Genomic DNA, 17,963 nt, shown 5'->3' on the forward strand with positions numbered 1-17,963 from the left:
CGCCCCGGCACGGCGGTGCCTCCGGTTGGGTGTCGGCTTTCCCTGGAGTCTGCCCGACCATGCGGGGGTTATCAGTCCGAACTGGATCATCGGCGTGGCGGACACGGCCTGTGGCCGATAAGTCTCGCTGTCACACAGGGTTATGGACCGAAATGCACGATCTGTCGGTCTATGCCAAGGTGCTGTGCGGGGGTAGCAGAGTGGAGGCAAGCACAGTCATGGCCAAGAACAAGAAGCAGGACCGCAGTCGGCAGGCGGCCACCCAGCAGCAGAAGAAGGCGCAGTCCGCGGAAGAGAAGGCCGAGCAGCGGATCGCCACCCCGGCGGATGTGGCCCGCAAGCACCCCCAGCGGCGCTTCGGCCACAACTGACCGGCGTTCAGAGGCACTTCAGGCGTGCGCCCGCGGTGGCGGGCGCACCCCTGAAACACCTGCCCGGGCTCAGCCCGCCAGACAGGAGGGTCCGAGCAGCACCTTGAGGTCACCGAAGAGCGCCGGGTCGGGGGTGACGCGGTGCCGGTCCAGCCGGAGCACGGTGGTCTTGCGGGCGCCCTGGAGCTTGATCCGTACCTCGGTGGAGCCCTTGTGGTGGGTGAGCACCTGGCCCAGCTTCTCCACCAGCGGCGGGGTGACCTTGACGGTGGGGATGGTGATGACCACCGGGGCGTTGCTGCCCGCGTTGGACAGGTCGGGGACCATCAGCTCCATGGCGACCAGGCGCGGGATGTCCTCCCGCTTGTCCAGCCGGCCCTTGACGAACACCACGGCGTCCTCCACCAGTTGGGTGGAGACCAGCTGGTAGGTGGCCGGGAAGAACATGCAGTCGATGGAACCGGCCAGGTCCTCCACGGTGGCGATGGCCCAGGCGTTGCCCTGCTTGGTCATCTTGCGCTGGAGGCCGGAGATGATGCCGCCGATGGTGACGATCGCGCCGTCCGCGTGCTCCCCGCCGGTGAGCTGGGAGATGGCCGCGTCCGCCTTGTCGTTGAGGACATGCTCGATGCCGAACAGCGGGTGGTCGGAGACATAGAGGCCGAGCATCTCCCGCTCCTGGGCGAGCAGATAGGACTTCTCCCACTCCACATCGGAGAACTCCACATCCAGCCCGAAGCCCGGCCCCTCGTCGGCGGTGTCGTCGCCCATCCCGCCGAAGAGGTCGAACTGCCCTTCCGCCTCCTTGCGCTTGACCGCCACCACATTGTCGATCATCGGCTCGTAGTGCGCGGTGAGGCCCTTGCGGGTGTGCCCCATCTCATCGAAGGCGCCGGCCTTGATCAGCGATTCCACGGTGCGCTTGTTGCAGACCACCGCCTCGACCTTGTCCAGGAAGTCGGGGAAGGAGGTGTACTTCCCCTTGGACTTGCGGCACCGGATGATCGAATCCACCACATTGGCACCGACGTTGCGTACCGCGGTCAGGCCGAAGAGGATCACATCGTCGCCCTGGGCGGCGAAGTTGGCCTCGGACTCATTGACATTGGGCGGCAGCACCTTGATGCCCATCCGGCGGCACTCATTGAGGTAGGTCGCCGACTTGTCCTTGTCGTCCTTGACCGAGGTGAGCAGCGCCGCCATGTACTCGGCCGGGTGGTTGGCCTTGAGGTAGGCGGTCCAGTAGGAGACCAGTCCGTACGCGGCGGAGTGGGCCTTGTTGAAGGCGTAGCCGGCAAAGGGCACCAGCACATCCCACAGCGCCTGGATGGCCTCGTCGCTGTAGCCGTTCTTGCGGGCGCCGCCCTGGAAGATGGTGAAGTTCTTGGCCAGTTCCTCGGGCTTCTTCTTGCCCATCACCCGGCGGAGGATGTCGGCCTCGCCGAGCGAGTAACCGGCGATGATCTGGGCGGCCTTCTGCACCTGCTCCTGGTAGACGATCAAGCCGTAGGTGACGTCCAGGACCTCCCGGAGCGGCTCCTCCAGCTCCTTGTGGATCGGGGTGATCTCCTGCTGGCCGTTCTTGCGCAGGGCGTAGTTGGTGTGCGAGTTCATGCCCATCGGGCCCGGCCGGTAAAGGGCCGAAACAGCGGAAATGTCTTCGAAGTTGTCGGGCTTCATCAGCCGCAGCAGCGAGCGCATGGGGCCGCCGTCGAACTGGAACACGCCCAGGGTGTCGCCGCGCTGGAGCAGTTCGAAGGTGGTGGGGTCGTCCAGCGGCAGTTCCAGCAGGTCGATGTCGATGCCCTTGTTGGCCTTCACCATCTTGACGGCGTCGTCCATGATGGTCAGGTTGCGCAGGCCCAGGAAGTCCATCTTCAGCAGGCCCAGCGACTCACAACTGGGGTAGTCCCACTGCGTGATGGTCACCCCGTCGGTGTGCCTGACCCAGACCGGGACATGGTCGGTGATGGTCTCGCTGGACATGATCACGCCGGCCGCGTGCACACCCATCTGCCGCACCAGGCCCTCCACACCGCGTGCGGTGTCGATGACCTTCTTCACATCCGGCTCGTTCTCGTACATCCCGCGCACCTCGCCCGCCTCGCTGTAGCGGGGGTGGCTGGGGTCGGTGATGCCGGAGAGCGGGATGCCCTTGCCCAGGACATCGGCGGGCATCGCCTTGGTGATGCGGTCGCCCATGGCGTACGGGTAACCCAGCACCCGGGCCGAGTCCTTGATGGCGTTCTTGGCCTTGATGGTGCCGTAGGTCCCGATCATGGCGACCTTGTCGGCGCCGTATTTCTCGGTGACATACCGGATCACCTCACCGCGCCGGCGCTCGTCGAAGTCGATGTCCACATCGGGCATGGAGACGCGCTCGGGGTTGAGGAACCGCTCGAAGATCAGGCCGTGCGGAATGGGGTCGAGGTCGGTGATGCCCATGGCGTAGGCGACGATCGAACCGGCCGCGGAGCCACGGCCCGGGCCCACCGCGATGCCGTTCTTCTTGGCCCACATGATGAAGTCGGCCACGACCAGGAAGTAGCCCGGGAACCCCATCTGGATGATGACGTCCATCTCGTACTCGGCCTGCTTCTGCCGGTCCTCGGGGACGCCGCCGGGGAAGCGGCGGGCCATGCCGCGCCGTACCTCCTCCTGGAACCAGGTGACCTCGGTGTAGCCCTCGGGCACCTCGAACTTGGGCATCAGGTCGCGCTTCTCGAACCAGCCGGTGGTGTCGATCTGCTCGGCGACCAGCAGGGTGTTGCGGCAGCCCTCCTGCCAGGCGTCGGAGGAGTCCACGGCGTACATCTCGTCGGTGGACTTCAGGTAGTAACCGGTGCCGTCGAACTTGAAGCGGTCGGGGTCGGAGAGGTTCTTGCCGGTCTGGATGCACAGCAGGGCGTCGTGGGCGCCGGCCTCGTGCGCGTACGTGTAGTGCGAGTCATTGGTGACCAGCGGGGGGATGCCCAGCTTCTTGCCGATCTCCAGCAGCCCGTCGCGGACCCGGCGCTCGATCTCGATGCCGTGGTCCATCAGCTCCAGGAAGTAGCGGTCCTTGCCGAAGATCTCCTGGTACTCGGCGGCCGCCTTGTACGCCTCCTCGTACTGGCCCAGGCGCAGCCGGGTCTGGAGCTCGCCGGAGGGGCAGCCGGTGGAGGCGATCAGGCCCTCGGACCACTGGGCCAGGGTCTCCTTGTCCATCCGGGGCCACTTGGTCAGCCAGCCCTCGGCATAGGCGTCGGAGGAGAGCCGGAAGAGGTTGTGCAGACCGGTCTTGTTCGCCGCCCAGATGGTCTTGTGGGTGTAGCCACCGGAGCCGGAGACATCGTCGCGCTTCTGGTGCGGCTGGCCCCACTGGATGCGCCGCTTGTTGCGCCGGGACTCCGGGGCCACATAGGCCTCGATGCCGATGATCGGGGTGACCCCGGCCTTCTTGGCCTGGTGGAAGAAGTCATAGGCGCCGTGCAGGTTGCCATGGTCGGTCATGGCGATATGCGTCATGCCCATCTCATTGCAGGCATTGAACATGTCCTTGAGCCGCGCGGCACCGTCCAGCAGCGAGTACTGGGTGTGAACGTGCAGGTGCGTAAAGGGCGGCTTGCTCACGGCGGGAGACCTCCGGGCGGACGGGTGACGGCAGGCAATGAAGGTTACCGGCCGAGCCTCATGGGGCTTGGCCGCACCGACAGCCGCACGCTTCAAGGCGACAATACGAATGTACATTCGAGAGCGGAGCCCTCATGGCGGTCCTTTAGGCGCGGCTTACCGCAAGCCATGACAGACTCGATTCCCATGGACATATCGGCGGCAGGATGGCGTGCTCTGCGCGCGGCGCTGTTCACCGCGCTGTGTGTGCTGCTGTCCACCGCCTCCCAGGTCCTGCTCTCCGGCCGCCCGCTGCCGCTGCCCCCGGTGGCCGCCACCGGCGCCGTCATCTTCGCCCTGGCCTACGCCCTGGCCGGCCGGGAACGCGGCTACTGGCGCATAGCCTCGCTGCTGATCCCGCTGGAACTGGCGGCGGGCGCGGCGCTCCTCACCGGCCAGGACTCCTGCTACAACCCGGCGGGCCGGCCACTGCCCGGCGCCCTCACCCTGATCTGCGGCGGCGGGCACCTGGGCACCCCGCTGGCCCACTCCATGGCCTCCGCTCCCTGGCTGCTGCCCGCCGCCCACCTGACGGTGGCCCTGCTGGCCGCCGCCTGGCTGCGCCGCGGCGAGGCCGCCCTGGCCGGGCTGCTGCGCACCATGGCCACCGCCGCCTTCCGCCCGCTGCGGCTGGTCACCGCGGCCCTGGTCCCGGCTCCCGAGCGGTACGGGGCGCGCGTCAGGCCCGTACGCCGCTCCCGCGCCCCGCTCCCCCGCCCCCTGCTTCTGCACTCCGTCGTACGACGCGGCCCTCCGGCCCGGCCCGCCCTCGGCTGAACCGGAAAACGCCCGCACGGTCCGCACGGCCGACACCGTTCGCACGGCCGACACCGTTCGCACGGCCCGCACCGTTCGTACCGTCCGTACCACGGAGATCGAGAAGCACCATGAGCAAGCGCAACAACTGGGACAACAAGCAGTCCGCCCGCGAGCGGCTGCGCGCCGAGCGCGAGCGCCAGGCGAAGAAGGACAAGACCCGGCGGCAGCTGCTGGTCGGTGGCGGAGTGGTGGCCGTACTGGCCATCGCGGCCGGCATAGGCGTGGCCGTCACCCAGATGAACAGCGGTGGCGGCAGCGGCTACTGGCAGGCGGCCGCCGACAAGACCCTGGTCAAGCCCGCCAACACGGCCGGCGACAAGGGCACCGACGTCATCATCGGCGACAAGAACGCCAAGCACACCCTGGAGATCTACCAGGACATGCGCTGCCCGATCTGCTCGGTCTTCGAGCAGAACGTCGGCGACACCATCAACAAGGACATCAAGGACGGCAAGTTCAAGGTCCAGTACACCATCGGCACCTTCCTGGACAAGGGCTTCGGCGGCACCGGCTCCAAGACCGCGCTCAGCGCCCTGGGCGCCGCCCTCAATGTCAGCCCCCAGGCGTTCTCCGGCTACAACAAGGCGCTCTACGCCAAGGAGAACCACCCCGAGGAGACCAAGGACGCCTACGCCGACAAGGACACCCTGCTGAAGGTCGCCGACCAGGTTCCCGAGCTGAAGGGCAACGCGGCCTTCCAGAAGAACGTCAAGGACGGCACCTTCGACAAGTGGGCCCTGGAGATGTCCGCCGCCTTCGACAAGGCCAAGGACGTCAGCGGCACCCCGACCATCAAGCTGGACGGCAAGAAGATCGAGGTGGACACCCCCAACGGCAAGGGCGCCCCGATGACCCCGGAGCAGTTCAACCAGGCGGTTGCCCCCCTGCTGAAGTCCTGACCCCTCCCGCCCTCTCCCGTCCCCTCCGCGATGCCGAACCGTGACACGACAATTGCGGCGTGTCGTGGCACACTTCCGCATCATGAAGGGGACGGGAGTTCGGTTGCGGGCGCTGCGCGCCGCGCTGTTCACCGCGCTCTGTGTCACCCTCTCCGCGGCCTCCCACATCCTGCTCTCCCGGCTGCCGCTGCCGCTCAGCACGGTCGCGGTGCTCTCCGCCGCCTACTTCTGCATATCCTTCGCTCTCGCCGGCCGTGAGCGCGGCTACTGGCCGATAGCCACCCTGCTCGTCCCCCTGGAACTCGCCGCCGACACCGTCTTCACCACCGGCCAGCAGTCCTGTTACGGCCCCTCCGGCGGCCCGGTCTCCGGCCCCCTGCACTCCCTGGGCATCGACCTGGTCTGCCATGGGGGTTCGGTGGGCACCCCACTGGCCAGGATGGCCGCGGCCCCGCACAGCGCGGCCCACTTGATCGACTCCACCGGCCCCTGGCTGCTGCTGGCCGTCCATACCGCCGTCGGCCTGCTGGCCGCCGCCTGGCTGCGCCGCGGCGAGGTGGCCCTGGCCCGACTGCTGCGCGCCATCGCCGCCCTCGCCTTCCGCCCGCTCCTGCTGGCCGCCGCGCTGGGCACCGCCGACCGCCCGACGGCCCCCGGCACCCGCCCCACCCGCGACACCTCCCGCCCGCTCGCGCTCCCACTCCTCGTCCACTCCGTGGTACGGCGCGGACCTCCGGTGGCTCTTGCCGCCTGAGCGTCCAACCCTCTTACCCTGAACCGGAGTAGACATCATGAGCAACCGCAACAACGCCCAGAACAAGCAGGCCGCCCGCGAGCGCCTGCGCGCCGAGCGCGAACGCCAGGCCAAGAAGGACAAGACCAAGCGCCAACTGCTGGTCGCCGGTGGCGTGGTACTCGTCCTGGCCGCCGCGGCCGGCATCGGCGTGGCCGTCACCCAGATGAGCAAGGGCAGCGACAGCCACTGGAAGGCGGCGGCCAAGAAGACCCTCGTCAAGCCGGCCAACACCACGGGCGACAACGGCGACGAGATCGTCGTCGGCGACAAGAACGCCAAGGAAACGCTGACGATTTTCGAGGACCCGCGGTGCCCGGTGTGCGCCGGCTTCGAGCAGAATGTGGGCCCGATCGTCCGCAAGGACATCAAGGACGGCCGCTACAAGGTCCGTTATGTCATGGTCAACTTCATCGACGGCAACCAGGGCACCGGCTCCAAGAACGCCGTCAGCGCCCTGGGCGCCGCGCTGAACGTCAGCCCCGACGCATTCCTGGACTACAAGGAAGCCCTCTACTCCAAGAAGAACCACCCGGAGGAGACCGACGACGCCTTCTCCGACGACCAGAAGCTGATCGACATCGCCCAGGAAGTCCCGGCATTGAAGGGCAACGCGTCCTTCGAGAAGAACGTCAAGGACCATGTCTATGACCGCTGGGGCCTGGAAATGGGCAAGCTCTTCGGCAAGGACGGCGTCAACGGCACCCCGACCCTGCTCCACGGCAAGAAGCAGCTGACGGTGCCCGGCCCCAACAACCAGGACGTTCCGCCGATGACGCCGGACCTCTTCAACCAGGTGATGGACAAGGAGTTCGGTCCGCGGAAGAAGTAAGCCGGCAACTCCGGGCGGGCAGTTCCTTCCGGGGCTGCCCGCTCCGTTGTACTCAGCCGAGACCGAGCAACATCACTTCATGGGCAACCGCGCTGAAAATGGCCGCCAACTCGTCCTTGTGGCTTCACGCCCGTCCATGCGCCGGACCCTGAACACCAAGTCCCCGCCCTCACGCCGCCATTAACCCGGTTCTCGTACGGTAACCGCCGTCCGCAATCCCAGCGGAACCAAGTACACAAGTACAAAGGAGCGGCCGACCGTGCCAGGCGTACCCATACCCGGACCGCCGCAGCGGAAGCGGAGTGGGCATGCGCCTTGAGGCCGTTGGCAAGCGTTACGGCCGCGGCGGTTGGGTGTTGCGGGACGTCCGGGCGGAGATCGCGCCCGGCGAAGTCGTCGCCTTCGCCGGCGGAAATGGGTCGGGAAAGTCCACTCTCCTGCGGATACTGGCCGGGGTCACCCGGCCCTCCGCCGGGGCGGTCACCGGGCGCCCGGCGGTCGTCGGGTATGTACCCGACCGCTTCTCGCCCGTGGAACGCCTCTCCGCCATGGCGTACTTGACACATATGGGCCGTATCCGCGGACTGACGACACAGACGGCCTCGGCCCGGGCGAGCGGCCTGCTGGAACGGCTGGCGCTGGTCGGGGGTGCCGACTCTCCGCTGCGGACCCTGTCCAAGGGCAATGGCCAGAAGGTTGCGCTGGCACAGGCGTTGCTGGTGGAGCCGGAGTTGCTGGTGCTGGACGAGCCATGGTCGGGGCTGGACGCCTCGGCGCATGGAGTGCTGGCCGAGATCATGGGCGAGGTGGCCGGGAGGGGCGGTGCGGTGGTGTTCACCGATCACCGGGAGGCGGTCACCCGGGCACGGGCGTCGCGGACCTATGTGGTTGACGGGGGACGGGTCGTGCTCCAAGGGAGCCGTACCCAGCCCCCGTTGACCGGGGTCGTGCTGACCGGGCCCGACACCGGGCCTCCGCCCCGGACCCTGGACTGGCAGACACTCCAGGGGGTGCGAGCCGTGCACGGCGGGGAAACGCGAATCTCCCTCACCGTGGAGCGCGCTCACGCCGACGCCCTGCTCCAACTCGCCCTCCGGCACGGCTGGTCCGTGGTGGATGTGACTCGGGGGGTGGACGAGTGATCGCGCTCATTCGCTACAACTTCGCCACCACCCTGCACACCCAGCGCTATCTGCCCCCGGTGTTCCTCTTCCTCGGCCTGCTGGCGGTGCTGACCGTCAATGGCGGCGGTTCGCTGCCCGCGGCCTACGCCTCCGCCGCCGGGGCGCTGTTCGTCAGCTCGGCCTGGCTGGCCACGGCCGTGCTGGGCGTGGACGATCCGGCGCAGCGCGCCATCGTCGTGGTCAGCGCCGGGCGTTCGCTGAAGGTACTGCTGGCCTCGGTCCTCTCAGTGCTGCTGGGCTGCCTGGTGCTGCTGGTGACAGGGCTGGTCTTCCCGCTGTGGATGGGGAGTTACCGCCTCACGCCCGCCGGCCTGCTGCTGGGCGTGGAGGCCCAGCTCACCGGCGCCTGCACCGGGATCGCCATCGGGCTCCCCTGCTCGCGCCTGCTGTTCCGGCGGCAGGGTCATGCCCTGCTGACGGCCGTCGCCTTGCTCATGGGCACCCTCTTCACCCAGGGCCTGCCACCGCTGAACCGGCTGCTCCGGCTGATGGCCACCACAGACGACCCGGCAAGGCTGCTGGCGCCCGGTGGGGCGATGCTGCTGGTCGCGGTTGCCCTCCTGGCCACGGCCACCGCCGCGACACAGTTCCTCAGCGGCGGGAAACCTTAGCCGAAGAGGCGTTGCGGGCAAAGGTTTTCCGACTCCGAAGGGCCGCCTTGCGGGGCACCCCCGCCACCCAACACCAGGGGCTTTACCAATCCATTAAGGTGAGCCTCTGTGAATGATCAGCCCCCAACCCCCCGCATATCCCGCCGCGCAGCCGTGACCGGCGCCGGTGTGGCGGCCACCGCGCTCGCCCTCGGCGCCACCGGCCCCGCCCGCGCCACCGGTGCCAAGCCCGCGTTCCTGCACGGAGTGGCCTCCGGCGACCCCTTGCCGGATGGTGTGCTGCTCTGGACCCGGGTGACCCCGACGCCCGAGGCGGTGCCCGGCTCCGGACGCGGGCCGGCGGTCGAGGTCGGCTGGCAGGTGGCCGAGGATGCCGCGTTCCGGCATATCGTCGCCCGGGGCAGGGTCACCGCCTCGGCGGCAAGCGACCACACCGTCAAGGCGGATGTCCGCGGACTGCGCCCGGCCACCGACTACTTCTTCCGCTTCACCGCGGGCGGCGTCAACTCCCCTGTCGCACGCACCCGTACCGCCCCCGCCGCCGAAGCCGACGCCGGGCGGCTGCGGTTCGGGGTGGTCTCCTGTGCCAACTGGGAGTCGGGGTACTTCTCCGCGTACCGTCATCTGGCCGCGCGCCGCGACCTGGACGCGGTGCTGCACCTGGGCGACTACATCTATGAGTACAAGTCGGGGGAATACCCGGCCGCCAAGGACGTCGTACGCCCCCACCGCCCCACCCATGAGATCGTCACACTCGCCGACTACCGTACCCGGCACGGGCATTACAAGACCGACCGCGATCTGCAGGCGCTGCACCACGCCCTCCCCATGATCGCCATCTGGGACGACCATGAGTTCGCCGACAACGCCTGGTCGGGCGGGGCGGTGAACCACACCCCGGGCGCCGAGGGCACCTGGACGGCGCGGGTGGCGGCGGCCAAGCAGGCGTATTTCGAGTGGATGCCGGTGCGTCCGTCGGTGGCGGGCACCACCTACCGGCGGCTGCGCTTCGGCCGCCTGGCCGATCTGCATCTGCTGGATCTGCGCTCCTTCCGCAGCGAGCAGGCCAGGAAGGGCAGCGGGGCGGTGGACTCGGCGGCGCGCACCATCACCGGTCGGGCCCAACTGGACTGGCTGAAGAAGGGGTTGGCGGAGTCGGACACCACCTGGCGGCTGGTGGGCAACCCGGTGATGATGGCCCCGGTCGCCTTCGGCGCCCTGCCGGCGCACCTGTTGGGGCCGCTGGCCGGGCTGCTGGGGCTGCCCGCCGAGGGCATCGCGGCCAATACCGACCAGTGGGACGGCTATACGCATGACCGCAGGGAGCTGCTGGACCATCTCGCCGGGCACTCCATCGCCAACACCGTGTTCCTGACCGGGGACATCCATATGGCCTGGGCCAATGAGGTGCCCCGGCAGGCGGCGACCTATCCGCTGCTGTCCAAGCCGGTGGCCACCGAGTTCGTGGTGACCTCGGTGACGGCGGACAATCTGGATGAAACCCTTCGGGTGCGTCCGGGTACGGTCTCACTGGCCGCCGAGACGGCCGTCAAGGCGGCCAACCGCCATGTGAAATGGGTGGATATGGACTCCCATGGCTATGGGGTGCTGGATGTCACCGGCGAGCGGGCGCAGATGGACTACTACGTGCTGGCCGACAAGCGGGACCCTGCCTCGGCCGCGTCCTGGGCGCGCTCGTACCGCACCCGGTCGGGCAGCCGGCGGCTGGAGCGGGTCAACTCGCCGGTGGCATAGGGGCGTTCTCGGGTGGCGCGGGGGTACGGGGCCGGGGCACCGCGGGCAGCGGCGTGCGCATCCGGCGTACACAGCGGCCGTACTGGACCACCGAGAGCCCCGCGGCCACCGCACCGAGGGCCAGCCAGCCGGCCGGTCCGGCGGTCATCACCACTCCGGTGAGCAGGGGCGGCCCGGCGGACTTCTGGATGGACTGCGACATTCCGGCCACTCCCAGATAGGCGGCGCGGGCCTCCGGCGGCGCCAGGGAGACCGCCAGTTCCCAGGAGCTGACCGAGCGCATCAGTTCGGCCAGGGTGACCAGCAGGGCGGCGGCGAGCAGCAGGGCCGCCGCCGGCCAGGTCCCGCCCCGGGTGGCCAGGGCCACCGCCACACAGCAGGCGGGCAGCAGTGCGCCATAGCGCAGCACCGCGCGGGCGGCCCGGTACGGCCCCTCGGTCCGGGCGGAGACGCGCAGTTGGAGCAGCACCACCAGCACGGTGTTGACGATCAGGAAGGCGGGGACCAGGGCGTGCGGCGCCCGGGTGCGGTCCACCAGCCAGAGCGGCAGGCCGACGTTGAGGATGGAGTCGTCGATGTTCATCGGGATGTCCAGCAGGACGAACAGCAGATAGCCGCGGTCGCGCCAGGGGCTGACCGTGCGTCCGGCCGGCGGGCTGCCGGGCCGCCGGGGGCCGGGGTCGGCGGGCTCCCGGGTGCGCTGGACCAGGGCCGCGGCGAGTACGAAGGACAGCGCGTCGCCCAGGATCAGGGCCCGGTAGGCGCCCTGGGTGGCCACCGCCAGCCCGATGGCGGCCAGGCCCGCCCCCACCCCGTACCCGGCGTTGGCCACACTGCGGAACAGCGCCTGGTACGTTCCGCGCCGCTCCCCCGCCACCCGGGTGGCGAACAGCATCTCCAGGGTCTTGGCCGCCCGGTCGCCCAGCGAGGTGAGGGCGACCACCGCCAGCAGCACCTCGAAGCGGGTGCACAGCAGCATCAGGAGCAGGGTGACCAGGCGAAGGAGATGACAGCCGATCAACAGGGCGCGTACCGGGAGATGTTGGGCCAGCCGTCCGGCGAGGGGGGAGCCCGCTATGCCGACGACTCCGGCCACTCCCAGCAGGACGCCGATCCGCTGGGCGCTCAGCTGGGCCACAAAGGTGAGGTAGAGGACCGAGGAGGCGGCCCATAGGCCGGTTCCGGTCCGGTCCAGCGCCTGGGCGAACAGCATGATGCGGGCGTCGCGGCCGCCGGGTGGGTTGCGCAGCTGTGTGATGAGGCCCATGGGCCGCCCCCGGGTATCTCGACATCAAGAGATCATGGGCAAGCATCGCCCTGGACACTCTCGATGTCAAGATACTTGATGTCGAGCTATGGGGAGGTGGGCCGGTGCGCCAGTCGGACCCTTACGGCGCCTCCCGGAGCGAGTCCAGGAAGCCCAGCGCCACCTGCCAGGCGGACTCCGCCGCGTCCTGGTCGTAGTCCGGGAGATCAGGGTCGGTGAACAGGTGCCCGGCGCCCGGGTAGCGGTAGATCTCCACATCCGCCCCGGCCCGTCCCATCCGCAGGTACCACGCGTTCAGCCAGTCGTGCGGCTCAAATGGATCCGGGTCCGCCACATGCAGCTGCACCGGCAGCTCGTCCACCGAGGCGTCCTCCGGCAGATCGGAGGTGCCGTGCAGAAGCAGCAGCCCGCGCGCCTTCTCATCGCCCAGGGCCAGGTTCTGCGCGATGGAGCCGCCCAGCGAGAACCCCGCGTACACCAGCCCCCGTTCGGACAGCGGCGCCACCGCCTTCACCGCCCGGTGCAGCAGCTCCTCCCGGCCGATCTCGTCCTTGATGGCCATGCCGTCCTCGACGGTCTCGGCGGTACGGCCCGCATAGAGATCCGGGACATGCACCTCATACCCGGCCGCGCGCAGCCGCTCGGCGGCGGTGTGAACGGCCGGGCGCAGACCGTAGGCCGAATGAAAAAGGACAATCGTGGTAGGGGACGCCACTGGGGTCACTTCCTTAGCTTCCTTGGCTTCCTTGGCCGGAGCCACCGGACCAGCTCCGGATCAGCTGGATCGCGGCGCACCCATCGTGCCAGCTACGGTCGGGAAGGGACGCCCACCAGGTATTCCGTCGGAAGGAGCCAGCGCTCCATGGAGGACATACTCCGCCCCCTGGCGGTCGTCGGCGGGGCGGTGCTGATCACCCTGGCGGCCGGCTGGGCCGCCGACCACCTGCTGCGACGGCTGGAGGGCCGGCAGCCGGAGACCCCGCTGTGGGGTCTGCTGCACCGGGCCAGAACGCCGTTCCGGGTGACGCTCTGCGCGGCCCTGCTGCGCGGCGGCTATGAGTCCGCCAAGCTCGCCAAGGGGCACCACACCGCGGTGGGCCAGGTGCTGACCCTGGTGCTGATCGGGGCCTGTGCCTGGCTGGCCATCAGGGTGGCCGCGGCCCTGGTGGAATCCGGGTACGCGCGCTACGCCACCGGGGTCGCCCGGGATCCGGCCCGGCTGCGCCGGGTACGCACCCAGGTCACCCTGATCCAGCGGATCGTCACCGCGGCGGTGAGCGTGGTGGCGGCCGCCGCCATGCTGCTGACCTTCCCGGCCATGCGGGCGGCCGGCACCTCGCTGCTGGCCTCGGCCGGGGTGCTGGGCGTGGTGGCCGGTATCGCCGCCCAGTCCACCCTGGGCAACCTCTTCGCCGGACTGCAGATCGCCCTCGGCGACATGGTGCGCATCGGCGACACGGTGGTGGTCGGCGGCGAGTGGGGCACCATCGAGGAGATAACCCTGACCTATCTGGTGGTGGCCACCTGGGACGAGCGGCGGATCACCATGCCGGTCTCGTACTTCACCGGCCGCCCCTTCGAGAACTGGTCCCGCGGCGACCCCCGGATGACCGGCACGGTCTTCTTCCACCTGGACCACTCGGCGCCCCTGGACCTGATGCGCGAGCAGCTGGAGGGGCTGCTGCGCGGCTGCGCGGAGTGGGACGGCCGGGCCTGGAGCCTGGCGGTCACCGACACCACGCCCACCACCATCCAGGTCAGGGCACTGGTCACGGCCAAGGACGCCTCCGACATCTGGACCCTGCGCTGTCTGGTGCGGGAGCGAATGGTGGAGTGGCTACGGCGCGAGCACCCCTATGCGCTGCCCCGGGTACCGGTGGCGGACGCGGCGGTACGCCACTGGCCGCACAAGCGCCCACACACCCCGCCGGAGGCGGACGACATCGGACCGGGGCCGGGCGCGTCCTGAGCGGAGGGCGGCGGGGCCATTGAGCGGGGCCGGGCTCGTCGGCGGGTGCAGGGCGTCGGGCCGGCCCCCGCTCGCCGGCGGGCAACGGCCTCAGCCCGCCCGCAGGCTGCGGACATCCAGGTGGCGCAGGACACGGTCCACCACCTCCGGGTCCGCGCCCGGCTCATTGCGCGCCGCCCGTACCTCGTGCCGTGCCGCCGAGAGCATCTCGGCGAGGATGCGCTGGGACATCCACAGCCGCTCCACCCGCTGGGCGTGGGCCTCCCGGCGCTCCTCGTCCACCAGGTCGGGGCTGATGCGTACGCCCAGTTCGAAGGCGCGCCGGTGCAGCAGCTCGGAGAGGTCCTCCGGCAGGTCCACCACCTCCTCGATCTCGATCAGCCGCCGCTTGGCCGCCTTGGTGGCCCTCAGGGCCAGCTCCCGCTCCAGGGCGTGGGCGGCGCCGGTGTCGGACCGTACGCCCAGCCGTTTGACCAGCCAGGGCAGGGTGAGGCCCTGGACGATCAGGGTGGCCAGGATGACGGCGAAGGCGATGAACAGCAGCCGGTCCCGGGCCGGGAAGGGCGAGCCGTCATTCCTGGCCAGGGGGATGGCCAGGGCCAGCGCCACGGAGACCACGCCCCGCATGCCGGACCACCACATGACGACCGTCTCCTGCCAGCTGACCAGGATCTCCTCGCCCACATCCCGCTTGCGGTGCAGCTTTCTGGTGAGCCAGGCGGCGGGCAGCAGCCAGAACAGCCGGACGCCCACCACGACCGCGACCACCACCGCTCCCGCTCCGACCAGCTGCCGCCAGTGGCCCGAGGCGGCGCCCAGGACATGGTGGAGCTCCAGGCCGATCAGGCCGAAGGCCACGCCGGTGACCAGGGTGTCCACCACCTCCCAGAAGGTGTGCCCGGCCAGCCGCCCCAGCACATCATCGGCGTCGGTGGCGTACTCGGAGAGGAACAGCGAGATGGTGAGCACCGCCAGCACCCCGGAGCCCTTGAGCTCCTCGGCGACCACATAGGCGACAAAGGGCACCAGCAGGGTCAGGCCGATCTGGAGCGTGGCATCGCCCAGCACATCCATCAGCTTCTTGGCCACCCAGCCCAGCGCCAGGCCCACCAGCACCGCCACCACGGCGGAGAGCACCAGCTCGCCCGCCGCCTCGGGGGCCGAGAAGGTGCCGCTGACGGCGGCGGCCACGGCCACGTGGTACAGCACGATGGCGGTGACGTCGTTGAAGAGCCCCTCGCCCTCCAGGATCGAGATCAGCCGGCGTGGCAGCCCCAGGGAGCCGGCCACCGCGGTTGCGGCCACCGGGTCGGGCGGTGCCACCAGCGCCCCCAGCGCCACGGCGGCGGCCACCGGCAGTCCGGGCACCACCACCGGGGCGACCGCGGCCACCGCCGCGGTGGTGACAAAGACCAGCGCCACCGCCAGCAGGAAGATCGGCCTCCGGTTGGCCGCGAACTGACGCCAGGAAGTGCGCTGCGCGGAGGCGTAGAGCAGCGGCGGAAGCACCAACGGAAGGATCAGTTCCGGCGGGATGTTCACATTGGGGACGAAGGGCAGCACCGCCAGCAGAATCCCGGCCAGCGTCATCAGCACCGGCGCCGGCAGCCCCAGCCGGTCACCCACCGGCACCATGATCAGGGAACCGAGCAGCAGCACAAAGAGCAACGCGAGCTGGTCCACGGCGCCCTCCGGAGTGATCAGAACTGATCACAACCAGCCTGCCATGGAGCGGCTAACCAAGCTCCTTGGTCATCGCCCGGTGCGGGATACCGCTGCCCTCGTCGAACTCCGGCCCATGGGCCGCGTACCCCAGGCGCTCATAGAAGCCCAGGGCATGGGTCTGCGCCTCCAGATAGATCCGCGCCAGGCCCAGCCTCCGGGCCTCCGCCTCCACCGCCCGTACCAGCGCCGCGCCCAGTCCGGTGCCCCGGACGGACTTCACGGTCGCCAGCCGGCCGAGCACCGCGGTGCCGGCGTCCACCCCGTACTTGCGGTGGGCGGCCGCACCGTGCAGAAAGCGCACCGTGCCCACCGGCCCGTCCGGACCGGTGGCCAGCAGATGGACGGCGTGCGCGTCATAGGCGTCCATCTCCTCGGCCTCGGGGATGGACTGCTCGACGATAAAGACCTCCCGGCGCACCGCATGGCAGCCGGCCAGGTCCCGCGCTATCCGGATGCGGTAGGGGCCCATGGGCTCAGGCGCTCTCCGCCCGCACCTTGTCCAGGGCGTGCTGGAGGTCGTCCGGGTAGGAGCTCTCGAACTCGACCCAACGGCCGTCCGACGGGTGCTCAAAGCCCAGCCGCACCGCGTGCAGCCACTGGCGGGTCAGCTTGAGCCGCTTGGCCATGGTGGGGTCGGCGCCATAGGTGAGGTCGCCGACGCAGGGGTGGCGGTGGGCGGACATATGCACCCGGATCTGGTGGGTACGGCCGGTCTCCAGCTTGATGTCCAGCAGGCTGGCGGCCCGGAAGGCCTCGATCAGGTCGTAGTGGGTGACCGAGGGCTTGCCCTCGGCGGTGACCGCCCACTTGTAGTCATGGTTGGGGTGCCGGCCGATGGGGGCGTCGATGGTGCCGCTCATCGGGTCCGGGTGGCCCTGCACCAGCGCGTGGTAGCGCTTGTCCACGGTCCGCTCGCGGAACTGGTTCTTCAGCAGGGTGTAGGCCCGCTCGGACTTGGCCACCACCATCAGACCGGAGGTGCCCACATCCAGCCGGTGGACGATGCCCTGGCGCTCGGCGGCGCCGGAGGTGGAGATGCGGTAACCGGCGGCGGCCAGCCCGCCGATCACGGTGGGGCCGGTCCAGCCGGGGCTGGGGTGGGCGGCCACGCCCACCGGCTTGACGACCACCACGACATCGTCGTCGTCATGGACGATCTCCATGCCCTCGACCGGCTCGGCGACGATCTGCACCGGCGCCGGCGGCGCGGGCATCTCGACCTCCAGCCAGGAACCGCCGCTCACCCGGTCGGACTTCCCGGCCGCGGCGCCGTCCAGCTGGACCTTGCCCTCGGCGGCCAGCTCGGCGGCCTTGGTACGGGAAAAGCCGAACATTCGGGCGATCGCGGCATCGACGCGCTCACCCTCCAAGCCATCGGGGACGGGAAGGGCGCGGATCTCGGGAATGGTGCTCACCCGTCGAGTATGCCGGACGGGTGAGGCGGGGCCGTACGTCAGTCCTTGTGCGGCGTCAGTCCTTGTGCAGGGTGCCGTCGGGGTCCAGTCCGCGGAAGGACAGGATCACGATCAGAAAGCCGCCGCAGACGATCGCCGAGTCGGCGAGGTTGAACACCGCGAAGTGCGGGGTGGCGATGAAGTCCACCACGCCACCCTCGAAGCCACCGGGCGAACGGAACAGCCGGTCCGTGAGGTTGCCCAGCGCACCGCCCAGCAGCAGGCCCAACGCGATCGCCCAGGGGGTGCTGTAGAGCTTGCGGGCGATCCGGGCGATCACCAGGATCACCACGGCCGCGATCACCGTGAAGACAATGGTCATCGCCTCGCCGAAGCCGAAGGCGGCGCCCCGGTTACGGATCACCTCGAACTGCAGCCAGGTGCCGAACACCTGAATGGGGTCGTGGTGCTCCAGCTTGGCCACCACGGCCAGCTTGCTGCTCAGATCCAGCAGATAGGCGAAGACGGCCACCCCGAGCAGCACTCCGATGCGCCGCTTGCCGCTGCGGGACGACACCGGCCCGCCGGCCCTCTCGGTGTTCTCCGGCGCACCGGTGGCCCTTCCGGTCTGCTCCGCCTCTGTCACGTGAGTCCTTCGCGTCTTCCGGCGTCTTGTACGGCTCGTCACCGGTC

Annotated in this window: 16 protein-coding genes; 9 read left to right on the forward strand and 7 right to left on the reverse strand. The window is 69.6% G+C overall.

Annotated features, from left to right (window positions below):
- Positions 1 to 152 precede the first annotated feature (152 nt).
- On the forward strand, positions 153 to 371 hold the full coding sequence (locus tag CV755_RS34955) for a hypothetical protein (protein WP_109280692.1): 219 nt from the start codon (positions 153 to 155) through the stop codon (positions 369 to 371).
- A 69-nt stretch (positions 372 to 440) separates the two neighbouring features.
- On the opposite strand, the gene dnaE is transcribed toward CV755_RS34955, so the two are convergent.
- Positions 441 to 3,983 carry a DNA polymerase III subunit alpha gene (dnaE, locus tag CV755_RS14725; RefSeq protein ID WP_109280693.1) on the reverse strand — a complete coding sequence of 1,181 codons (3,543 nt, stop codon included), beginning with the start codon at positions 3,981 to 3,983 and terminating at the stop codon, positions 441 to 443.
- A gap of 168 nt (positions 3,984 to 4,151) precedes the next feature.
- On the opposite strand from dnaE, the gene CV755_RS14730 reads away from it, so the two are divergent.
- The 7 genes from CV755_RS14730 (at position 4,152) to CV755_RS14760 (ending at position 10,915) form a co-directional block, all read left to right on the forward strand.
- Positions 4,152 to 4,799, forward strand: coding sequence for a hypothetical protein (locus tag CV755_RS14730; protein ID WP_241561217.1), 648 nt, complete (start codon positions 4,152 to 4,154; stop codon positions 4,797 to 4,799).
- A 110-nt stretch (positions 4,800 to 4,909) separates the two neighbouring features.
- Complete coding sequence (locus CV755_RS14735) at positions 4,910 to 5,740, forward strand: thioredoxin domain-containing protein (RefSeq protein WP_109280695.1); 831 nt, start codon at positions 4,910 to 4,912, stop codon at positions 5,738 to 5,740.
- A gap of 82 nt (positions 5,741 to 5,822) precedes the next feature.
- On the forward strand, positions 5,823 to 6,494 hold the full coding sequence (locus CV755_RS14740; protein ID WP_109281876.1) for a hypothetical protein: 672 nt from the start codon (positions 5,823 to 5,825) through the stop codon (positions 6,492 to 6,494).
- Positions 6,495 to 6,531: 37 nt separating this feature from the next.
- The gene (locus tag CV755_RS14745; RefSeq protein ID WP_109280696.1) at positions 6,532 to 7,365 is read left to right on the forward strand and encodes a thioredoxin domain-containing protein; all 834 of its coding nucleotides are present in this window, start codon (positions 6,532 to 6,534) and stop codon (positions 7,363 to 7,365) included.
- Positions 7,366 to 7,673: 308 nt separating this feature from the next.
- A complete protein-coding gene (locus CV755_RS14750) occupies positions 7,674 to 8,507 on the forward strand; it encodes an ATP-binding cassette domain-containing protein (protein ID WP_109280697.1) in 834 nt (277 codons plus the stop codon).
- Positions 8,504 to 9,160 (forward strand): hypothetical protein, encoded by a 657-nt coding sequence (locus CV755_RS14755; RefSeq protein WP_109280698.1) that lies wholly within the window; start codon positions 8,504 to 8,506, stop codon positions 9,158 to 9,160. Before CV755_RS14750 ends, CV755_RS14755 begins: the two co-directional genes overlap by 4 nt.
- 108 nt (positions 9,161 to 9,268) lie before the next feature.
- Positions 9,269 to 10,915: an alkaline phosphatase D family protein gene (locus CV755_RS14760; protein WP_109280699.1), complete on the forward strand. Its 1,647-nt coding sequence runs from the start codon at positions 9,269 to 9,271 to the stop codon at positions 10,913 to 10,915.
- Here the strand turns inward: CV755_RS14760 and CV755_RS14765 are convergent.
- Both CV755_RS14765 and CV755_RS14770 read right to left on the reverse strand, forming a co-directional pair.
- Positions 10,896 to 12,182 (reverse strand): MFS transporter, encoded by a 1,287-nt coding sequence (locus CV755_RS14765; RefSeq protein WP_109280700.1) that lies wholly within the window; start codon positions 12,180 to 12,182, stop codon positions 10,896 to 10,898. The two genes, CV755_RS14760 and CV755_RS14765, sit on opposite strands and share 20 nt — an antisense overlap.
- A gap of 121 nt (positions 12,183 to 12,303) precedes the next feature.
- The gene (locus CV755_RS14770) at positions 12,304 to 12,897 is read right to left on the reverse strand and encodes a dienelactone hydrolase family protein (RefSeq protein WP_109280701.1); all 594 of its coding nucleotides are present in this window, start codon (positions 12,895 to 12,897) and stop codon (positions 12,304 to 12,306) included.
- A 147-nt stretch (positions 12,898 to 13,044) separates the two neighbouring features.
- On the opposite strand from CV755_RS14770, the gene CV755_RS14775 reads away from it, so the two are divergent.
- Positions 13,045 to 14,151, forward strand: a complete 1,107-nt coding sequence (locus tag CV755_RS14775; RefSeq protein WP_109280702.1) for a mechanosensitive ion channel family protein — start codon at positions 13,045 to 13,047, stop codon at positions 14,149 to 14,151.
- Positions 14,152 to 14,241: 90 nt separating this feature from the next.
- On the opposite strand, the gene CV755_RS14780 is transcribed toward CV755_RS14775, so the two are convergent.
- From CV755_RS14780 to lspA, 4 genes are read right to left on the reverse strand one after another with little or no spacing between them, the layout of a single operon-like run.
- A complete protein-coding gene (locus CV755_RS14780; protein WP_109280703.1) occupies positions 14,242 to 15,834 on the reverse strand; it encodes a Na+/H+ antiporter in 1,593 nt (530 codons plus the stop codon).
- A gap of 52 nt (positions 15,835 to 15,886) precedes the next feature.
- Entirely contained in the window at positions 15,887 to 16,345 is a 459-nt protein-coding gene (locus tag CV755_RS14785; RefSeq protein WP_109280704.1) for a GNAT family N-acetyltransferase, read from the reverse strand.
- 4 nt (positions 16,346 to 16,349) lie between these two features.
- Positions 16,350 to 17,291: an RluA family pseudouridine synthase gene (locus CV755_RS14790; protein ID WP_109280705.1), complete on the reverse strand. Its 942-nt coding sequence runs from the start codon at positions 17,289 to 17,291 to the stop codon at positions 16,350 to 16,352.
- A 55-nt stretch (positions 17,292 to 17,346) separates the two neighbouring features.
- Entirely contained in the window at positions 17,347 to 17,916 is a 570-nt protein-coding gene (gene lspA, locus CV755_RS14795) for a signal peptidase II (RefSeq protein ID WP_161968698.1), read from the reverse strand.
- Positions 17,917 to 17,963 lie beyond the last annotated feature (47 nt).

The organism is Streptomyces orinoci, from assembly GCF_003121295.1.
In the GTDB taxonomy this organism is placed as follows: Bacteria; Actinomycetota; Actinomycetes; order Streptomycetales; family Streptomycetaceae; genus Streptomyces; species Streptomyces orinoci.